This window comes from Micromonospora sp. KC213 (genome assembly GCF_004348325.1).
Lineage (GTDB): Bacteria > Actinomycetota > Actinomycetes > Mycobacteriales > Micromonosporaceae > Micromonospora.
Window position 1 is genome coordinate 1 of the sequence record NZ_SMKF01000110.1, and the last position, 19,695, is coordinate 19,695.

A 19,695-nucleotide genomic window follows, 5' to 3' on the forward strand; every position below is an offset into this window, starting at 1 on the left:
GCAACGCGCCCGGATGCCGCTGCGGGGCGGGTGGGTGGTGGGGGACAGCCCCGAGGCCGACATCGGTGGCGCGGCCGCCGTCGGCCTGCCCAGTGTGTGGTTGCACCGAGGCCGGAGCTGGTCGGACACCCGATTCGCGCCGACCCGGATCGTGGACTCGCTGATCGCCGCCGTCTCCGTGGTGCTCAGCAGCTGAGCGGACCGGCCACCGGGTTAATTCGGTTGACCCGCGCCGTCGGACGCCACCAGCATGGGGGCCGCGCGAGACGCGCGTACCGGGTGGGTGCCCGGTCGAGGAGAGGAGGTCGGTCATGGCCGTCATCGCAGGGTCGTTCCACCTGCCTCCACCAGCCTCGATCAAGGGATCACCAGTCACGTGCGTGAACACGACCTCCCGGCGCCGCGGCGCCGCGGCCGCGGCAAGAGCCGCTTCGACGACGACGACGAACCACAGTTCCTGAAGCGTGGCCGGGCCGAGCGGCCCGTCCTCGCCGAGCCCGGATCCGACCCCGACGCCCAGCCCGACCAGCCCGACCGCTGGTCGTCCTGGGATCAGGCCGTGCACGGACCCGAACCCCACCCGGACTGGCTGGTCACCGAACTGGCCGCCCGGGACACCGAACTCGGTGTGCTGAAGACCGGCAAGGAGGCGGACGTCCACCTCGTCCGCCGGGCTGTGCCGGGCACCGACCGCTCCTGCCTGTTGGCCGTCAAACGCTACCGGGATCCGCAGCACCGCCTCTTCCACCGCGACGCCGGCTACCTGGAGGGGCGCCGGGTCCGGCGCTCCCGGGAGATGCGGGCGATGACCGGCCGGACCGCGTTCGGGCGGCAGATGATTGCCGGGCAGTGGGCGGCGGCCGAGTTCGCCGCACTGGCCCGGCTCTGGGGGATCGGGGCCGCCACCGGCCGGATCACGGTGCCGTACCCGGTCCAGTTGATCGGCACCGAGCTGATGCTGGAGTTCGTCGGCGACCCGGAGGACGGCGCGGCGGCACCCCGGCTGGCCCAGCTCCGCCCCGAGCCCGCCGAGCTGCGTGACCTGTGGACGCAGTTGGTCGACGCGCTGGTGGTGCTGGCCCGCGCCGGGTACGCCCACGGTGACCTGTCGCCGTACAACCTGCTGGTGCACCGGGGTCGGCTCGTCATGATCGACCTGCCGCAGGTGGTCGACGTGGTGGCCAACCCGCAGGGGCCGGAGTTCCTGGCCCGCGACGTACAGGTGGTCGGCGCCTGGTTCGCCGCGCGGGGGCTGCCGGACGAACCGGACGAGGTGACCGGGATGCTGCTGCGCGAGGCCGGCATCCGGTGAGCCGGGGGTGCCCCGGGGAGCACAACCCGGGGCATCTCGCCCGTCGCCCTACTGGAGGTAGCGCTCGACCTCCGGCAGCGGCCGCTCGCCCTGGGCGTCCGGGTCGCCGTGCGCCCGGAGGGCCGCCCGGCGGCGCCGCAGCAGATCCCAGCACTGGTCCAGTGACTCCTCCAGCGCGCGCAGGCGCTCCCGGGCCTCGTCGTCGGTGCCGGCCTCGTTCTCCTGCGCCGTCGAGCGCAGCCGGTGCTCCTCGTCGACGAGTTCGGAGATCCGGTTCAGGATGGTCTTGTCGTCCATGCCCCTGAGCGTGGCACAGGGTGTGCGCACGCGCCTGGGTTTGCCGGCCCGACCGCGTCGCCGGTACGCGCGGCGCCCCGGACGGATCGGCCCGCCGGTGCCTCCGCGAGGTGGAACGCGGCGAGAGCCGGCCGGACGAGGGTGGCCGGCGCGAGATTCCGCCGACGATCCGGTGCCTGCCCCGCGTCGCCGTTCAGGTCGCCGACGAACCGCGTCGTGCGGTGCCACCTGCGGGTCTTCCGTGCCGGACGAGAGCTTCCCGCAGTCCTTTGTGGAGTGGAAGCCGCAGGAGGTGAGATTTCCTCCGGCGGGATGTCTGGAAGAAGCCCGTGGTCGATGGCATGCTCTGCGTAACCGTGACACGCGATGACCACGGGGGCACGCTGCGCAGTGCCGGCATCGAGGTGGAGGAGGCCGGTGCACGTGATCCGGGGCAGGTCGGCTGACGTCGACCGACATCGGGAGGTGCCATGAACGCTGAGCCGCTCGTCCGGGGCGACGCGACGTTCGCGACCACCGCCGCCACGGCGGCCGGGTTGATCGCCGGGATGATCGCCCGGCCCGCCGGCCGGACCTCGGTGTCGGCGTACGAGACGGCCCGGCTGGTCTCCCTCGCGCCGTGGCTCACCCGGCACGCCGACCGGGTCCGGTATCTGCTGGCGACCCAGCGGCCGGACGGCGGTTGGGGCGGCCCCGAGGGCTACGCCCTGGTGCCCACGCTGAGCGCCGTCGAGGGCCTGCTGGCCACGGTCGACCGGGACGCGCCGGTCGGCTGGTCGGTGGACGGGGTACGGCAGGCCGTCGATCGGGCGTTGCGCCTGCTGCACAGCGGGGCCGGCCCTGCGGCGTACCCGGTGCCGGACCTGCCGGCCGTGGACCTGACGGTGCCGGCGTTGGCCGAGCGGATCGGCGAACGGCTGACCCGCCCGTCGGTGGCGCTGGACCGGTGGCGAGGCGCCGGCCCACCACCACTGCCCGCCGGCATGGGCCGGGGACGGCTGGACCGGGTACGCCGGCTGGCCGCGTCCGGCACCGCCATGCCGGTCAAGCTGCTGCACGCCCTGGAGGCGCTGGGCCCCGCCGCCCGGCAGTTGGCCGGCGTGGTCCCCGCCCCGGCCGGTCCGGTCGGTGCGTCCCCGGCCGCCACCGCCGCCTGGCTCGGCGGCCCGGACGACAGGTGGCCGGCGGCCCTGGACTACCTGCACGGGGTGGTCGCCGACCACGACGGTCAAGCCCCCTGCGCCGCCCCGATCACCGTCTTCGAGCGGTCCTGGGTGCTCAGCAACCTGGCCCGGGCGCGCGTACCGGTCGAGGTGCCGGCGGCCCTCGTCGCGGGCCTGCGCGACGCGGTCAACCCACACGGCGCGGCAACCGGTCCCGGCCTGCCCACCGACGCGGACACCACCGCCGTGACCCTGTACGCGTTGGCCCGCCTCGGTCACCGGGTCGGTCTTGCCTGCCTGTCCCGGTACGACACCGGGGCGCACTTCTGCACCTGGGAGGGGGAGGACGGCGCCTCGGTGACCACCAACGCCCACGTGCTGGAGGCGTTCGGGTGGCAACTCGGCCACGGCGAGCCGAACACGGCGACGGTGGTCCACCGGCTCACCGGCTGGCTGCTCGACCAGCAACAACCCGGTGGCGCGTGGACAGACCGCTGGCACGCCTCCCCGTACTACGCCACCTGCTGCGCCGTGCTCGCCCTGCACGACCACGGCGGACCGCGGGCCCGGCCGGCGGTGCGGCGGGCCGTCGACTGGGTGCTCGCCACCCAACGGCCGGACGGCGGCTGGGGGCGGTGGCAGGAGACGGCCGAGGAGACCGCGTACGCCCTGCACATCCTGCTGACCGCGGCGGCCGACCGGGAGGCCGGGCCGGCGGTGAACCGAGCCGTGAGCCGGTTGTCCGTGTTGGACGACGCCTGTCCACTGTGGCATGACAAGGACCTCTACCACCCCGCCACCATCGTCCACTCGGCCGTCGTCGCCGCCCGCGTCCTGGCGGACGGGCGCCGCCGCGCCCGCCCCCTCACCCGGACCGTCCCCCGATCGGCACTGCTTGAGTAAGGTTCCGGACACTGCTAGCGTGCGCCGGGGCTGGCATCGCACTTTCGGCCGATCCGGAAGGTGCACAAGGACCGGCGAGGGACGGTGTGATGGGTTCCCGCAGCGCAGGTGTGCGTACCAGGGTGGTGGCGGTGCTGGTCGCACTGGCCGCGCTCTGGGCGTTCGCCGCCTGGGTGACCCTGCGGGACGCTCACACCGTCCTGAGTGTGCAGACCCTCGAGGCCCGGGTGGCCGAGCCGGGTGAGGCACTGCGCACCGAACTTCAGCGGGAGCGCCGGCTGTCGCTGGCCTACCTGGGCCGGCCGGGCCAGGCGCAGGCGCAGGCGCTGGGCGCCCAACGCCGCAGTAGCGAGGAGTCGGCCGCCGTCTTCGCCGAGTCGGCCCGAAGCTGGCGGGTCCGACTCGCCTCCTCCGCCGAGCTGACGCGGCGCATCGACGAGGCGACCACCCGGCTCGACTCGCTGGCGCCGATCCGGGACGCCGTCGCCGACCGCGCGGTGGACCGGGCCGGCGCCGCCGAGGCGTTCACGGCCGTCGTGGACTCGCTGTTCCGGGTGTACGCCGGCTTCGACCGGCTCGACGACGCGCGGATCGCCGAGGACACCGCCACCCTCATCCACCTGGTCCGGGTACGCGAGCTGATGTCCCAGCAGGACGCTCTGCTCGCCGGGGCGGCTGCCACCGGTCGGGTCAACGACCGGGAGTACGCCCAGTTCGCCCACCTCGTCGGGGCGCAGCGCTTCCTGGCTGCCGAGGCGCTGGCCGAGCTGCCCGCCGCCGACCGCGACCGGTACCTCACCATGCTCCGGGGCGAGTCCTTCACCCGGCTACGGACCCTGGAGGACCGGCTGATCCGCGACGGCCGCCCCAACGGCTCGCTGCCGGTGGACGCGGTCGACTGGCAGGCGGCCGTCGACGCGGCCCTCGGCGAGCAGGAAGCGGTGGTGCTGGCCAGCGCACGGGCGCTCGTCGACCGGGCCACCCCGGTGGCGGTCTGGGTGATCATCCGGACCGTGCTCGTCGCCGGCCTGGGGCTGATCGTGGTCATCGCCTCGGTGGCCGTCTCGGTCAGCACCGCCCGTACGCTGGGTCGGCGGCTGGCAGCGCTCCAGGCGGGCGCCCTCCGGCTGGCGACCGAGCGGCTGCCTGGCGTGGCGGACCGGCTTGACCACGGTGAACAGGTCGACCTGGCCCCACCGTCGGCACCCCTGGACACCGGCGACGACGCGATCGGTCAGGTCGGCAGGGCGTTCGACGTGGCGCAGGAGGCGGCGGTGCGGACCGCCGTCGAGCAGGTCGAGCTGCGCCGCACCGCCCGGGCGGTGTTCCTCAGCCTCGCGCGGCGTACCCAGGCCCTGGTCCGTCACCAGCTCGCCCTGCTCGACGCGATGGAACGGCGGGTGCACGACGCCGAGGAGCTGGAGGACCTGTTCCGGGTCGACCACCTGGCCACCCGGATGCGGCGCAACGCCGAGAACCTGATCGTGCTGGCCGGCTCGACGCCGGGCCGCGCCTGGCGACGCCACGTACCCGTGGTGGACGTGATCCGGGGCGCGGTCGCCGAGGTGGAGGACTACACCCGGGTCGACGTGGCGCCACTGGGCCCGGTGTCGCTCGCCGGTCGCGCGGTGGGTGACGTCATCCACCTGCTGGCCGAGTTGATCGAGAACGCGCTGACCTTCTCCCCGCCGCACACCCCGGTCGAGGTGCGCGGCCAGCAGGTGGCCAACGGCTTCGCCGTCGAGATCGAGGACCGTGGCCGCGGCATGAGCACGGCGGAGCTGACCGAGGCCAACCAGCGGCTCGCGGACCGCGCGGAGCTGAACCTGGTCAACACCTCGCGGCTCGGTCTGTACGTGGTGAGTCGGCTCACCGAGCGGCACGGGATCCGGGTGCGGCTCACCGAGTCCCCGTACGGGGGCGTCACCGCGGTCGTGTTCATTCCCGGTGCGCTGGTCGAGGTCGGCGAGGACCCCGGCGGCGCGGCACCGGGGCGGACGGGCGGGCAGACCTCGCCGACGCCGGCCGGCCGGCCCGGTGTACGCGGCGACGACGGGAACCCGGTCGGGGATTTGGAGCTGCCGGTACGGGCTCGGCGGGCGTCCACCTCGGAGCGTCCCGCCGACGAGCCGGAGCTGCCGAACCGCACGAAAGCCGGCTCGGCCCGGGCGGCTCTGCACGGCCCCACCGTGCCGACCGCGCTGTCCACCGTCCGGCCGGCCCCGGCCCTTGCCGGCGCGGACGCCGCGGTGGGCGGGTCGGGGCAGCAGGCCGGCGTGGTCGGCACCGAACCTGGTCGGGTTCGCGGCGACTGGCCGGTGACCGACCTGGGGCTGCCGATGCGGATCCGGCAGGCGAGCATCGTGCCGGAACTGCGTGGCGGGCCACCGGGCGAGGCCCCGGCGCGGGGTAGCGGCGAACTGCCGCCGCGCCCGCCCGAGCAGGTGCGCCAGATGATGAGTTCGTACCAGACAGGCACCCGCCGCGGCCGGACCGAGGCCGCCCGACTGCTCGGCGGGTCCGCCTCCGCCGGGGCGCGCACGGGCGATGGGCCGGGCACCGGGGACGGGGCGGAGACGTGACGCCGGCGCGCCGGCCAGACCGGATGCGACGGCACACGACAACGTGGAGCGATGGCGACACCAACCGGGGGAGATGAGGACACGAGTGGCGCAGAAAACGGGTTCGGGTACCGACCTGACGTGGCTGCTGGACGATCTGGTCGGCCGGGTGAAACAGGCCGAACACGCCGTGGCGCTCTCCTCGGACGGGCTGCTGATGGCCTCGTCACGGGGACTGAGCCGGGACGATGGCGAGCATCTGGCCGCGATGGCGGCCGGCATCCAGAGTCTGGCCCGGGGGGCGGGCAAACGGTTCGGTGGCGGACAGGTCCAGCAGACCATCATCGAGATGCAGTCGTCGTTCCTGTTCGTCACGGCGGCCGGGCGCAACGCCTGCCTGGCGGTGCTCGCCGCCGAGGACGCCGACGTCGGGCTGATCGCGTACGAGATGGCGATGCTGGTGACCCGGGTGGGCACGTACGTCGCATCACCCACCCGCGGGCTCGAGCAGTCAGCCGGCGGAGAGTAAGCAGGATGGCGGCCGAGGACGGTTCCGCCGAGGACAGGTGGGTCGACGACCACGCGGGTCCGGTGGTCCGCCCGTACGCGATGACCGGCGGACGGGCCCGCCCGGTGACCGGCACCTTCGATCTGATCTCCCTGGTGATGGCGACCCGGTCGGACGCCGGTGGCGAGTCCGGGCTGGGCCCGGAACACCTGGCCATCGTCGCGCTCTGCCAGCGGATGCAGTCCGTGGCGGAGATCGCCGCCCATCTCGACCTCCCGGTGGGCACCGTCCGGGTCCTCCTGGGCGACCTGATGGCCCGCGACCTGGTGCGGGTCCGGCCGCCCGGGGGCGGCGCCGGCGTACCCGATGAAAGCGTTTTCGAGGCGGTTATCAATGGACTACGGGCACTCTGAGCGGGCGGCCGGCGCGCCGTCCCTGCCCACCGCGGTCAAGATCCTGATCGCCGGGGGGTTCGGGGTGGGCAAGACCACACTGGTCGGCGCGGTGAGCGAAACCAAGCCGCTGCGCACCGAGGAGGTGCTCACCGAGACGGGCGTCGGGATCGACGACCTGTCCGGCGTGGAGGGGAAGACCACCACCACGGTGGCGATGGACTTCGGCCGGATCACCATCAGCGACGACCTGGTGCTCTACCTCTTCGGCACTCCGGGCCAGGACCGCTTCTGGTTCGTCTGGGACGAGTTGGCTCTCGGGGCGATCGGCGCGGTCGTGCTGGCCGACACCCGGCGGTTGGCCGACTGCTTCCCGTCCATCGACTACTTCGAGGAGCGTGGCACGCCCTTCGTGGTGGCGGTGAACTGCTTCGACGGTGCCCGGCAGTATCGGCTGGACGAGGTGCAGACGGCGCTGAACCTCGACCCGGGGGTGCCAATGGTGCTCTGCGACGCGCGGCGGCGGGAATCGGTCCGGGACGTGCTGGTCACGCTGCTGGAGCATGCGATGAAGACCTGGGAGGCCCGCCACGGTGGCATCGAGGGCTGAGCGGGCGACGCTGCCGACTCGTCGACGGACGGCACGCCGCTGTGCCGGTTCGATCCGTCGCTAGCCGTCGAAGTCGACGCCGGCGAGCGCGACCGAACGGTACGCCGCCAGGCGTTCGGCCTGCTCGACGATCGCGCGGCGTCGACTGTCGGGCAGCTTCTGCCAGGGACGGACGGCGACGGTCATCCGGCTGCCGGACTTGCGGGCTCGCCAGGTGCCGACCAGTTCGCCGTCGGCCAGGACGGCGCCGGGTCGGCCCAGCACCGGCCACAGCTCCTTGGCGTGCGCGGCGTCCGGCACCAGGGTCGCCCGGTCCCGGGCCTGCAGGAAGAGATCGAACGGTCCGAGCAGGCGGGCACCTGCCGCGTCGGACGACGTCAGTGCCCGCTCGTCGGCGGTGAGCAGCGAGCGGGTCTCGCCGTCGACCGTCACCTCGACGACGTCCTCCGGCCAGCGGGCCTTGACCTCCTTGACCGGGGCGTCGAGGTAGGTGGCGACGTCCTTGCAGGTGGCAGGGCCGAGCAGCCGGAGGTAGGCCCGGATCACATCGAACCGGTCACCGGCCGCGTCGGCCTTGGTGAAGTCGGGGATGCGCTCCAGCACCGGTGGCGACGTGCCGGGGCGCAGCTCCAGACCGGCCCGCAGGGCGGCCAACCGGAACGGCATCTCGTAAAGGTGCGTCGCCTGGCACGGCCGGCAGAACCGCAGATAAGGCTCGGGCAGCACCTGTGCCAGGCGACCGGAGACCTCACCCTTGACCGTCGGCCGGGTGACGACGGACCGCATCTGCGCGGCCACCTCGTCGAGGGCGGCCAGGACGCCGATGCCGGCGGCCCGCAAGGGCTTGGCGGCGTCGTAGACACGTTTGCCCGCGTCCGCGTCGGACCACGGCTCGATCGCGGCCGCCACCTGCCCCACGTCGGCCCGCCGGTAGAGGTGGGGCGCGCCGCGGACGGTCCACAGCAGGATCAGGTCGTCGCGGGACGACGCGGCTGCGTCGACCCCGCGCAGGGCCAACGCCCAGCCACCGCCGTCCGGGCCGGTGTCCTGCACTCCGATGTCGAGCACGGCGGTGTCCGCCAGGGTGCCCTCGGCTCGGGTGAGTTGCTGGGCCTGCACGCGGAAGCTCATCACCTGGCGGCGATCGACCATTCCGCCACCCTACGCGCGGCCCCCGACAATCGGGGCGACCGGAGCGCACCCTGCTGATCACGATCGCCGAGGGCGAGCAGCTACCGGCGGAAACGCGATGGCCCCCTCCCGCTGGTCGCGGGAGGGGGCCATGGAGACGCTACGGACGTCAGGCCGCGATCATGCGGCGCAGCACGTACTGCAGGATACCGCCGTGGCGGTAGTAGTCCGCCTCACCGGGGGTGTCGATCCGCACCACGGCGTCGAACTCCACACCGGTGTCGGTGGTGACCTTTACCGTACGCGGGGTCCGGCCGTCGTTCAGCTCGGTCACACCGGCGATGGCGAAGGTTTCGGTGCCGGTCAGGCCCAACGAGTCGGCGTTCTCGCCGGTGGGGAACTGCAACGGCAGGACGCCCATGCCGATCAGGTTGGACCGGTGGATCCGCTCGTACGACTCGGCGATGACCGCCTTGACGCCGAGGAGCATGGTGCCCTTGGCTGCCCAGTCGCGCGACGACCCGGAACCGTACTCCTTGCCGGCCAGGATGACCAGCGGGACGCCCGCCTCCTGGTAGGCCATCGAGGCGTCGTAGATGGAGGTCTGCTCGCCGGTCAGGTGGTTGACCGTGAAGCCGCCCTCCACGCCCGGGACGAGTTGGTTGCGCAGCCGGATGTTGGCGAACGTGCCCCGGATCATCACCTCGTGGTTGCCCCGGCGGGAACCGTACGAGTTGAACTCGTGACGGGCCACGCCGTGCTCGGCGAGGTACTTGCCGGCCGGCGAGTCGGCCTTGATCGAGCCGGCCGGGGAGATGTGGTCGGTGGTGACCGAGTCGCCCAGCCTGGCCAGTACCCGGGCACCGGCGATGTCCTGCACCGGCTGTGGGTCCTTCGCCATGCCCTCGAAGTACGGAGGCTTGCGGACGTAGGTGGACTCGGCGTCCCAGGAGAAGGTGTCACCGGTCGGGGTCGGCAGCGACTGCCAGCGCTCGTCGCCGGCGAACACGTCGGCGTACGCCGCGCTGAAGCCGGTCGCGCCGATCGCCGAGGCGATGACGTCCTGGATCTCGGCGCTGCTCGGCCAGATGTCGCGCAGGAAGACCGGGTTCCCGGCGGTGTCCTCGCCGATCGGCTCGTTGGCCAGGTCGATGTCCATCGTGCCGGCCAGGGCGTACGCCACGACCAGCGGCGGGGACGCCAGGTAGTTCATCTTGACGTCCGGGTTGATCCGGCCCTCGAAGTTCCGGTTGCCCGACAGCACCGACACGACGGCCAGGTCGCCGTCGTTGACCGCGGCCGAGACCTCCTCCGGCAGCGGACCGGAGTTGCCGATGCAGGTGGTGCAGCCGTAGCCGACCAGGTTGAAGCCGAGCTTCTCCAGGTACGGGGTGAGGCCGGCGCGGTCGTAGTAGTCCATGACGACCTTGGAGCCCGGGGCCAGGGTCGTCTTCACCCACGGCTTGCGGGCCAGGCCCTTGTCCACCGCGTTGCGGGCCAGCAGCGCGGCCCCGATCATGACCTGCGGGTTGGAGGTGTTGGTGCAGGAGGTGATCGCGGCGATCACCACCGCGCCGTGGTCCAGCTCGTACTCGACGCCGTCGGCGCCGGTGACGCGGACCGGGTTGCTCGCGCGTCCACCCGCGCCCACGGCGGCGGTCTGCAGGTCGCGGGGGGCGTCGGCCGGGTCGTTGACTCCGTTGGCCGGCGCGTCGCTGGCCGGGAAGGACTCGGCGCTGGCCTCGTCGGCCGGACCTTCGGTGCCGAACGGCTGCTCCAGCTGCGGCACGCCCGGCTTGCGGCCCGGGTCGCCGCCGGTCTCGTCGGCGGCCACGTAGTCGCCCAGGGCCGCGCGGAACAGCGTCTTGGCGCTGCCCAGCGGCACCCGGTCCTGCGGGCGCTTCGGGCCGGCCAGCGACGGCTCGATGGTGCCCAGGTCCAGTTCGAGGCGCTCCGAGTACTCCGGCTCGGCGTCCGGGTCGTGCCAGAGGCCCTGCTCCTTGGCGTACGCCTCGACGAGCGCGACCTGCTGCGGGTCCCGGCCGGTCAGCTCCAGGTAGCGGACGGTCTCAACGTCGATCGGGAAAATCGCGACGGTGGAGCCGTACTCCGGGGACATGTTGCCGATGGTGGCCCGGTTGGCCAGCGGCACGGCGCTCACGCCCGGGCCGTAGAACTCGACGAACTTGCCGACCACGCCGTGCTTGCGCAGCATCTCGGTGATGGTGAGCACCAGGTCGGTGGCGGTGGTGCCGGCCGGCATCTCGCCGTGCAGCTTGAAGCCGACGACCCGCGGGATGAGCATGCTGACCGGCTGGCCGAGCATCGCGGCCTCGGCCTCGATGCCGCCGACGCCCCAGCCCAGCACGCCCAGGCCGTTGACCATGGTGGTGTGCGAGTCGGTGCCGACCACGGTGTCCGGGTATGCCTGGCCACCCCGCTCCATGATCGTCCGGGCCAGGTACTCGATGTTGACCTGGTGCACGATGCCGGTGCCCGGCGGGACGACCTTGAACTCGTTGAAGGCGGTCTGGCCCCAGCGCAGGAACTGGTAGCGCTCCTTGTTGCGCTCGTACTCCAGCTCGACGTTGCGCTCGAAGGCGTCCTCACGGCCGAACAGGTCGGCGATGACGGAGTGGTCGATGACCAGCTCGGCGGGGGCCAGCGGGTTGACCTTGGTGGCGTCGCCGCCGAGGTCGCGGACCGCCTCCCGCATGGTGGCCAGGTCGACCACGCAGGGTACGCCGGTGAAGTCCTGCATGAGCACCCGCGCCGGGGTGAACTGGATCTCCACGCTCGGGTCGGCGGTGGGGTCCCAGGCGCCGAGCTGGCGGATGTGGTCGGCGGTGATGTTCGCGCCGTCCTCGGTCCGCAGCAGGTTCTCCAGCAGAATCTTCAGGCTGTAGGGCAGTCGGTCGTGCCCCTCCACCTTGTCGATCCTGAAAATCTCGTAGCTCGCGTCTCCGACGCGTAGCTGGGTCTTCGCACCGAAGGTGTCGAGGCTCGCCACGTCGTACTCCTTCACACCAGCGACCGTGAGTAGTCCTGAGCAGTCTGTCGCACCGGTCGGGGCGCCGCCGAGGTTAGGTGACACTTACCGCCGATTCACGTCGTCAACAAAACCGTACGTCCGTCTTGCTTTTGGCGCAAGCCGCGCCGCCGTCGGTTCGACGCGGCACGGACGGGCCGGCGCACAGCCCTCGCCGGCCCGTCCGCCGGGGTCAGGCGGTCCCGTCGGCCGGCGTGCTGCCCTCGCCGGCCTGCGCGTGCCGCTCGCGCAGCCGGTCCCGGATCTCCTCCGGTGTGTACGCCCGACGGCGCCGCTCGGCGCGGGCGATCACCACGCCGGACGCCGCGACCCCGGCCAGGCCGGCCAGACCGAGCACCTTCCACCACCGCATCCGTTGCCGCATCGGCCTAGGGTAGTGGTCCATGAGCGAACGGAGCACGGGCGGCGGGGCGGCATGAGCATCAGCCTGGACGAGGCCGTGGACCTGACCCGCACCGGTGACGTGTGGGTGTTCCGCGGTCGCAGCGTGCCCGACCGGGCCATCCAGCTCACCACCAACAGCCCGGTCAACCACGTCGGCATGGCCGTGGTGCTCGACGACCTGCCGCCGCTGATGTGGCACGCCGAACTGGGCCGGTCGCTGCCGGACATGTGGACCGGCGCCCACCAGCGCGGCGTACAGCTGCACGACCTGCGCGACGCGGTCTGCGTCTGGGCCAACCGGTACGGCCAGCGGGCCTGGCTGCGCCAGCTCGAACCTCCGGCCGGGCCGGAGCACGAGCAGGCGGTGCTGCGCACCATCGCCCGGCTCGACGGCACCCCGTTTCCGAGCACCGCCCAACTCGCCTGGCGGTGGGCGCGGGGACGGGTGCCCCGGCTGCGGCTGCCGCACCCCGGCCGGCCGGAGGTGTCCCGTGCGCCGGTGCCGGACCGGGCGTTGGAGACCGCGTACTGCGCCGAGGTGGTGGCGGTGACCTACGAGGCGATGGGGCTGCTGCCGCCCGGCCGACGACCGAACTGGTACGACCCGGGTCGGTTCTGGAGCGGTGACGACCTGGACCTGACCGGCGGGGCCCGGCTCGGCGAGGAGATCGAGGTGCGTATTCCGCCGCGGTGAGGTTTGCCGTGCTCGGCGGCCGGCAATCAGTAGGCCCGTGAGCGCCTCCACCTCCCTCGACACCCTGACCGACTTCTTCGACCGGTACGGCGTGGCGCTCATCGTCGGTGACCTGCCCGCCATCGCCAACTGCTACGCGCTGCCCGGGCTGGTGGTCGCCGACACCTACAGCTTCTCGTTCTCCAGCATCGCCGCCGTCGCCCTCTCCTTCGTCGGTGCCGCGCCCGACTACCAGCAGCGGGAACTCGTCGCGGCGAACGCGCTCATCGAGGACGTCGAGCCGGTTTCCGCGCTGCTGACCATGGTGGCGGTACGCTGGGAGTTCCTGGACAGCCAGGGCCGGGCGGTGACCGGCGAACGGTACCGGTACCTGCTGCGGGCCAGCGCCGACGGGCCGCTCATCTGCACGGTCGTCCGTACCGGCTGATCCGCCCGACCGGTCCGGCGGCCGCAACCCCGCTGTGCCTGGCATGATTCGTCTCGACCGACCGGCCGTACCGTATGGACAGCAGGCGGGATCACCCCTTTCCGGCAATGCCGAAGATCGGTACGCTCTCGGGCGGCACCGATGAAGGAGGGGCATGTCCGGCAGGCGTCGTGCACGATCACCACTCGGTGGTTTGCTGCAGATGGCATGGTCCCCCTGGGTGGTGGTCGTCGCCGGGGTGATGGCACTGCTGTCGTTGCAGGTTGTCGCGCTCCTCTCCGTCCCCGGCGGGGAACGGTTCCACACCCGGCCGCCGGAGCCGATGCAGACCATCCCGCTACCGGACCTACCGCCCCCGTCGGTGCCGACCCGGGTCGCGGCGACGCTGCCCCTGCAGCCGTTGCCCGGCATCACGCCCCGGCGCACCGAGCCGTCCGTCGGCGGGGGCGGCACCGGCATACAGACGCCGCCGGCCGGTGGCGGTGGGCAGCCTGGCTCGGTCCCGCCACCGGTGGCACCGGCGCCGTCCACCAAGCCGCCGGCGAATCCGTCCACCCCCGGTTACCCACCGCCGGCCCCCGCGCCGTCGGTGACCGGCCGTTACAGCAAGCTCAACGACTATGGAGGCGCCTTCATCGGCGAGGTGCTGTTGACCAACACCACGTCCGGGGCTCGGTCGTGGACGGTCCGGCTGGTGCTGCCGCAGGGCCGGCTGGTCACCGCGTGGGTGGAGGGCGCGCCGCAGGGGTCGGCCCGGATGTCCGGTGGTGTCTTCACCTACACCAGCGGGGTGAACCTGGAAGCCCACGCCACGGTGCCGTTGCGGTTCCATTTCGAACACACCGGCGGTAACAACCGCCCGAGCAGCTGCACGGTCAACGGCGTCGCCTGCTCCGGCCGCTGATCCGCCCGTTGCCGTCCCAGCCGACCCGCTCGGCCGGGTATCGCCCCCGGTCAGCGGGTCGTTCGGTCCCCGGGTCGAGGTTGCGGTCATCCGGTCGGTCGGGGTTCGCCGGGAGTCCCCGTCGGGAATCCCGTCTGTGGGATTTGAGCTGGTAGCTTGGCGCCTACCCGACGGTAACCAGGGTCGGGTCATCGGTTGCGTACTCCCCGCGCCGCCGATCGTCGTCATGCTTCCGGGACGGGACCGACCAGGGAGAACTCATGTCCGGTACACCGCACCCCCGAGCCGCGTCCCTCCGCTCGCTGCCCTGGCTCGTGGTGATCCTCGGAGTGGCCGTCATGGTTCTGCTCCTGGTGGTCGCTCTGGGTACGACCGGCGGCCGACGACCGGTAGCCGACCTCCCGCCGCCCGCACCGGCCATGTCCATGCCGACGCTGGCGGCTGCTGTGCCGTCGGTGCGGGCGAACACCGCCCCCGCGCCGGCGGTGCCGGGGCTGCTGCCCCGGTCGAACGCCCCGGCCAGCCCCTCGGCGTCGAGCCCGTCAGCCACCCCCGGTAGGACCGGTGGCGCGTCCCCCACGGCATCAACCCCGCCGGCGTCGCCGTCCCCGAGACCGTCGGTGTTCGGCCGGTTCCGGATGATGGCGGACTACGGTGACGGTTACGCCGGTGAGGTGCTTCTGGTCAACACCACGCTGCGACCCCGTTCGTGGACCGTCCGGCTGGTGCAGCCCCGGGGTCGGCTGGGGGGCATCTGGGTGGAGAGCGCGCCGCAGGGCACCACGCAGGTGCGCGACGGGGTCCTCACGTACACCAGCGGAGTGGACCTGGCCCCGCGTACCTCGGTCCAGTTGCGGTTCATCTACGAGTACACCGGTGGCGTGAAGCCGTCAGGCTGCACGGTGAACGGCTTTCCCTGCTCGGGTCTCTGATCCGGCCCCGGTCCCGGCCGGGTGCCGCCTGGCCTCGATCACTCCCTGCCTGGGCCAAGCCGCGGTCCGCATTCCGTGATCGGTGGTGTCCTGACGCCGGGATGGCCCGGTTGCCGCAGATTTTGATCATCGAATGGTCGGTGGTGGTCGGACACGGGTCGAGGTCGCTCCGAGATTGATCCGGGTCGGTCAGAGGTTGCCAACTGGCCGACGCGCGGGGCGCAACGGTGAAGGCCCACACGCGTACCGGCCCCCGGCTGGTGGCCGGGGGCCGGGTGGTTGGTCTGGTGGGTTAGTTGAAGCAGGTTTTGACGGTGCCGGCGCAGTTGGTGGGGTCGTTGTTGGTGATGGTGGTTTTGTGGTCGGTTTCGGTGGTGCCGTTGTTGTTGAGGATGCCGCCGGCGACGCGGTGGGTTTTGCTGCTGTCGGTGGCGGTGTTGTTGGTGATGGTGGTGGTGGTGAGGTTGGTGGTGGCTTTGTTGTTGAAAATGCTGCCGCCGTTGAGGGCGGTGTTGTTTTTGGTGTTGGTGTCGCGGAGGGTGAGGGTGGCGTTGGTGGTGTGGGTTGGTGGTTTGTTGTGGAAGCCGGGGTCGATGGTGGGTTGGTGGGTGTCGCCGTTGAAGATGGCGCCGCCGTAGCGGCCGGCGGTGTTGGTGGTGATGGTGCTGTGGGTGATGGTGGTGGTGGCGTCTGTTTGGTTGTCGGGGCGGCCGGTGGTGGTGTGTGTGGTGCCGGTGTTGAGGATGGCGCCGCCGTCGAGGCTGGCGTGGTTTTTGGTGATGGTGGTGTGGTCGAGGTGCAGGTCGGTGTCGGCCGCGTAGACCCCACCACCGCTGTGGCAGGCCTTGTTCTCCTTGATGTGCACCCGGGAGACCTTGACGAAACCGCCGGCGGTGAAGACGCCGCCGCCGTTGTGGTCGGCGGTGTTGGCCTCGATGGTGCTCTGCTGGATTTCGACCGTGCCGGCCTTCGCCTGCGTCTGCGCCTGGGCACCGGTCTTGGCCTTACCCTGGCCGTTGGCGACGGCTCCGCCGTTGCCAACGGCGGTGTTGTGACCGAGGCGGGTGTCGGTGATCTGCAGGACGCCGGCGGTGAAGATGGCGCCGCCGTCGTGCCGGGCGTGGTTGTTGTTCAGCTTGCTGTCGTGGATGTCGACCCGGCCGTAGTTGGCGATCGCCCCGCCGTTGCCCTCGGCGTTGTTACCGACCAGAGTGGTCTTGACCAGGCGGGCGGCACCACCCCGCTCCACCAGCAGCGCGCCCCCGTCGGAGGTGGCGTCGAGCTGTCGGCTGGGGCCCTGTTGGGCGCCCGCGGCCTGGGGGGCGTTGCCTGCCTCTGGTGCACTCGCCACCTTCGGGGCGGCTCCGGCATTCGGAACGCTCGCGGCCTGCGGGGCGGCCACCTGCGCGGTGCCCGGGGCCTTGGCGGTGCCCGGGGCCACGGCCTGATCAGCGGCTAGCTGCGGGCCGGGAGCCTGGGGAGGCTGCCCCACCGTGGGCTGTCCCGTCGTGGGCCGGGCGGCATTCGGGGCCTGCGGCCCGGCGGGGGTCTGCGAGCCGCGCGACCCGCCGTACTTGAAGGAGGCGGCGTTGCCGCCCTTGAGGGTGACGTCCCGCAGCGTCAGATCGCCGCCGTCGGCGACCCTGAACAGCCGGAAGTTGGCCTCGGCGTCCCGCGTGATCGTGGAGTCCTGCCCCTCGATGGTGATCTCCTGCTGGATCGTCGGCAGGGCCGAACCGGTCTCCCGGTTGTAGGCGCCCAACTCGTAGGTGCAGTGCGGGGCCAGCCGCAACGTGCCGCCGTGGTTCCGGTTGGCCAGGTCGATCGCCTCGATCAGCTTCTCCTCGTCGCAGGGCACCTCGCGGACCTTCCCGTGGTCCCGGTCCCGAGCACGTGTGTCCCGCTCGTCCCGGTGGCGATCGCCCTGGTCGTCCTTGAGCTGCTGCGCCGTCGACCACTTGACGTCGGCCAGCCGGTGCGGCCCGATCACCCCGGTCGTCGCGTACGCCACCCCGGCCAGACTGACCGCTCCGGTCAGGCCGGCGACCCCGGTGGCGAGCCAGCGCCGGCGACGGCGGGTCGCGGACGTCGAGTCACGAGCGTCCTCATCGTTGTTGCGCAGGTAGTTGGACATCGGAGCACTCTGCCCTCTCTGTACCAGACAAGGCTGCTTCGCCGCGGCGAGGCGGCCTTGGCCACAAATCGGTTGTAGCTGCTGAACAACAACGTATGGGAGCTTTATTCATCTCGCGGCTATACACGAAAAAAGCCCGCATTGTGGATGTTGGCGTACGGGCGGGACAGCGGTGTAGCGGTGTGCTGTCCCGGACATCGCCAGCATGGGAAGGCGCAAAGGCGGCCGGGAAGGCAGTGCCCGCAAAGTCGTTAGCTGATGCCGAGTAGGCACGTCGTGCGGCGGTCCCGGTGCAGGGCATGGATAGACTTCGTTGTCACGGGCGACCGGCGAAGCGTCCGGTGGTGAGGAGGACCCGATGACACCTCGACCGTGTACGGACGGCACGTTGCGGCATCTGTCCGTGGACCTCGACGACGCGGCCGGCGGGGACGGCGGGAATACGGGTCTCACGCTGTGTTCGACTCCGGAGCGTCCGGTCTGGGGCAGTGATCAGTGGGCGATCAACACTGCGTACGACATGCATCTCACTGACACCTGCGTCGACATCGCCGCGTTGCCGCCGTGTGTGGAGTGCCTGCGGTTGGCGGAGTTGCTGGCCGACCCCGACACGGCGCCGCCGCTGCATCGGAGAACTCCCCGGCCGGACTTCGCCCGCGGGTTCACCGGCGATGAGATTCGGGCCATCCTGCGCACCGACATCGCCACCGGCGCCTCGCTCGGCCGGCGGGCCGCCGTGCATCTGCTGACCTTCACCACGGTTCCGGACCAGCCGGGCTTCGGTGACCTCGTGGGGATCCTGGACCTGGTGTGGGACATGGGTGACACCGTGCGGATGGGGCAGGTCAGCGATTGGGCGGCGGTGGTCGGCTTCGCCGCGGCCGCCGACGTGCCGGACCGTGACCGACGGATGATCGCCGTGGCCGCGAGCCTGGCCGGTGGGCCGCCGGTCGGCCTCGAAGCCGCCGTCAGTTTCGTCGATGATCCGGCGGCGGCCCGGCGGGTGATCGAGGCGATCGCGATCGCCACGGGTCACGGCGACCGGTGGGAGCTCACCGAGAGGTCGGCGCCGAGCGCCCACACCTGACCGCGCGCCGGAGATGCCCTGCGCAGCGTTCCTGAGTCCGGTCGGCGGCTGCCCGGCCAGCACAACTCCCTGCGCCGGTTTCCGAGCGGTCCGCTCGGTGGTCCCGCCGACGATTCGGGCCGCTGGCCGACTCCATTCGCGGTGACCGATGGTGTCCCGGCGAGAGAATCATCCGCCCTGCCGTAGGCGGGCTGGCTGGCAGTGGCCCGGCCCCCGGCCCCCGGCTGGTGGCCGGGGGCCGGGTGGTTGGTCTGGTGGGTTAGTTGAAGCAGGTTTTGACGGTGCCGGCGCAGTTGGTGGGGTCGTTGTTGGTGATGGTGGTTTTGTGGTCGGTTTCGGTGGTGCCGTTGTTGTTGAGGATGCCGCCGGCGACGCGGTGGGTTTTGCTGCTGTCGGTGGCGGTGTTGTTGGTGATGGTGGTGGTGGTGAGGTTGGTGGTGGCTTTGTTGTTGAAAATGCTGCCGCCGTTGAGGGCGGTGTTGTTTTTGGTGTTGGTGTCGCGGAGGGTGAGGGTGGCGTTGGTGGTGTGGGTTGGTGGTTTGTTGTGGAAGCCGGGGTCGATGGTGGGTTGGTGGGTGTCGCCGTTGAAGATGGCGCCGCCGTAGCGGCCGGCGGTGTTGGTGGTGATGGTGCTGTGGGTGATGGTGGTGGTGGCGTCTGTTTGGTTGTCGGGGCGGCCGGTGGTGGTGTGTGTGGTGCCGGTGTTGAGGATGGCGCCGCCGTCGAGGCTGGCGTGGTTTTTGGTGATGGTGGTGTGGTCGAGGTGCAGGTCGGTGTCGGCCGCGTAGACCCCACCACCACTGTGGCAGGCCTTGTTCTCCTTGATGTGCACCCGGGAGACCTTGACGAAACCGCCGGCGGTGAAGACGCCGCCGCCGTTGTGGTCGGCGGTGTTGGCCTCGATGGTGCTCTGCTGGATTTCGACCGTGCCGGCCTTCGCCTGCGTCTGCGCCTGGGCACCGGTCTTGGCCTTACCCTGGCCGTTGGCGACGGCTCCGCCGTTGCCAACGGCGGTGTTGTGACCGAGGCGGGTGTCGGTGATCTGCAGGACGCCGGCGGTGAAGATGGCGCCGCCGTCGTGCCGGGCGTGGTTGTTGTTCAGCTTGCTGTCGTGGATGTCGACCCGGCCGTAGTTGGCGATCGCCCCGCCGTTGCCCTCGGCGTTGTTACCGACCAGAGTGGTCTTGACCAGGCGGGCGGCACCACC

The 19,695-nt window shown here is 71.7% G+C and carries 17 protein-coding genes and 1 pseudogene; 12 read left to right on the forward strand and 6 right to left on the reverse strand.

Going from position 1 to position 19,695, the window contains the following annotated elements; translation table 11 throughout:
- Both E1166_RS20595 and E1166_RS20600 read left to right on the forward strand, forming a co-directional pair.
- Nucleotides 1–196 (forward strand): HAD hydrolase-like protein (locus tag E1166_RS20595; protein ID WP_165944395.1); only part of this gene is annotated, 196 nt, incomplete at its 5' end.
- Between the two features lie 180 nt (nt 197–376).
- Complete coding sequence (locus tag E1166_RS20600; RefSeq protein WP_132341111.1) at nt 377–1,312, forward strand: RIO1 family regulatory kinase/ATPase; 936 nt, start codon at nt 377–379, stop codon at nt 1,310–1,312.
- Nucleotides 1,313–1,360: 48 nt separating this feature from the next.
- On the opposite strand, the gene E1166_RS20605 is transcribed toward E1166_RS20600, so the two are convergent.
- Nucleotides 1,361–1,609, reverse strand: a complete 249-nt coding sequence (locus E1166_RS20605; RefSeq protein WP_132267273.1) for a DUF2630 family protein — start codon at nt 1,607–1,609, stop codon at nt 1,361–1,363.
- 470 nt (nt 1,610–2,079) lie between these two features.
- Between E1166_RS20605 and E1166_RS20610 the strand changes: the two genes are divergently transcribed.
- The 5 genes from E1166_RS20610 (at nt 2,080) to E1166_RS20630 (ending at nt 7,746) form a co-directional block, all read left to right on the forward strand.
- Nucleotides 2,080–3,675 carry a prenyltransferase/squalene oxidase repeat-containing protein gene (locus E1166_RS20610; RefSeq protein ID WP_132341113.1) on the forward strand — a complete coding sequence of 532 codons (1,596 nt, stop codon included), beginning with the start codon at nt 2,080–2,082 and terminating at the stop codon, nt 3,673–3,675.
- A gap of 89 nt (nt 3,676–3,764) precedes the next feature.
- Complete coding sequence (locus E1166_RS20615) at nt 3,765–6,257, forward strand: nitrate- and nitrite sensing domain-containing protein (protein WP_132341115.1); 2,493 nt, start codon at nt 3,765–3,767, stop codon at nt 6,255–6,257.
- A gap of 73 nt (nt 6,258–6,330) precedes the next feature.
- The gene (locus E1166_RS20620) at nt 6,331–6,765 is read left to right on the forward strand and encodes a roadblock/LC7 domain-containing protein (protein ID WP_207914386.1); all 435 of its coding nucleotides are present in this window, start codon (nt 6,331–6,333) and stop codon (nt 6,763–6,765) included.
- Between the two features lie 5 nt (nt 6,766–6,770).
- Nucleotides 6,771–7,157 (forward strand): DUF742 domain-containing protein, encoded by a 387-nt coding sequence (locus E1166_RS20625; RefSeq protein WP_132341117.1) that lies wholly within the window; start codon nt 6,771–6,773, stop codon nt 7,155–7,157.
- Nucleotides 7,138–7,746: an ATP/GTP-binding protein gene (locus E1166_RS20630; protein WP_132341119.1), complete on the forward strand. Its 609-nt coding sequence runs from the start codon at nt 7,138–7,140 to the stop codon at nt 7,744–7,746. Before E1166_RS20625 ends, E1166_RS20630 begins: the two co-directional genes overlap by 20 nt.
- Before the next feature lie 60 nt (nt 7,747–7,806).
- On the opposite strand, the gene E1166_RS20635 is transcribed toward E1166_RS20630, so the two are convergent.
- The 3 genes from E1166_RS20635 to E1166_RS20645 all read right to left on the reverse strand — a co-directional run bounded on the left by E1166_RS20635 (nt 7,807) and on the right by E1166_RS20645 (nt 12,278).
- Nucleotides 7,807–8,898 (reverse strand): winged helix DNA-binding domain-containing protein, encoded by a 1,092-nt coding sequence (locus E1166_RS20635; RefSeq protein ID WP_132341121.1) that lies wholly within the window; start codon nt 8,896–8,898, stop codon nt 7,807–7,809.
- A 148-nt stretch (nt 8,899–9,046) separates the two neighbouring features.
- Complete coding sequence (locus tag E1166_RS20640) at nt 9,047–11,902, reverse strand: aconitate hydratase (RefSeq protein WP_132341123.1); 2,856 nt, start codon at nt 11,900–11,902, stop codon at nt 9,047–9,049.
- A 196-nt stretch (nt 11,903–12,098) separates the two neighbouring features.
- Nucleotides 12,099–12,278: a hypothetical protein gene (locus E1166_RS20645; RefSeq protein WP_207914388.1), complete on the reverse strand. Its 180-nt coding sequence runs from the start codon at nt 12,276–12,278 to the stop codon at nt 12,099–12,101.
- A gap of 63 nt (nt 12,279–12,341) precedes the next feature.
- On the opposite strand from E1166_RS20645, the gene E1166_RS20650 reads away from it, so the two are divergent.
- The 4 genes from E1166_RS20650 to E1166_RS20665 all read left to right on the forward strand — a co-directional run bounded on the left by E1166_RS20650 (nt 12,342) and on the right by E1166_RS20665 (nt 15,267).
- The gene (locus tag E1166_RS20650) at nt 12,342–13,004 is read left to right on the forward strand and encodes a hypothetical protein (RefSeq protein ID WP_132341127.1); all 663 of its coding nucleotides are present in this window, start codon (nt 12,342–12,344) and stop codon (nt 13,002–13,004) included.
- A 37-nt stretch (nt 13,005–13,041) separates the two neighbouring features.
- A complete protein-coding gene (locus tag E1166_RS20655) occupies nt 13,042–13,431 on the forward strand; it encodes a hypothetical protein (RefSeq protein ID WP_132341129.1) in 390 nt (129 codons plus the stop codon).
- Nucleotides 13,432–13,633: 202 nt separating this feature from the next.
- A complete protein-coding gene (locus E1166_RS20660) occupies nt 13,634–14,335 on the forward strand; it encodes a cellulose binding domain-containing protein (RefSeq protein WP_132341131.1) in 702 nt (233 codons plus the stop codon).
- A 260-nt stretch (nt 14,336–14,595) separates the two neighbouring features.
- On the forward strand, nt 14,596–15,267 hold the full coding sequence (locus E1166_RS20665) for a cellulose-binding protein (protein WP_132341133.1): 672 nt from the start codon (nt 14,596–14,598) through the stop codon (nt 15,265–15,267).
- 292 nt (nt 15,268–15,559) lie between these two features.
- On the opposite strand, the gene E1166_RS20670 is transcribed toward E1166_RS20665, so the two are convergent.
- Nucleotides 15,560–17,401, reverse strand: a complete 1,842-nt coding sequence (locus E1166_RS20670) for a hypothetical protein (protein ID WP_132341136.1) — start codon at nt 17,399–17,401, stop codon at nt 15,560–15,562.
- 520 nt (nt 17,402–17,921) lie between these two features.
- On the opposite strand from E1166_RS20670, the gene E1166_RS20675 reads away from it, so the two are divergent.
- Nucleotides 17,922–18,488 carry a hypothetical protein gene (locus tag E1166_RS20675; RefSeq protein ID WP_243710454.1) on the forward strand — a complete coding sequence of 189 codons (567 nt, stop codon included), beginning with the start codon at nt 17,922–17,924 and terminating at the stop codon, nt 18,486–18,488.
- A gap of 259 nt (nt 18,489–18,747) precedes the next feature.
- On the opposite strand, the pseudogene E1166_RS20680 reads toward E1166_RS20675, so the two are convergent.
- Nucleotides 18,748–19,695, reverse strand: a pseudogene (locus E1166_RS20680) (hypothetical protein); the annotation flags it as partial.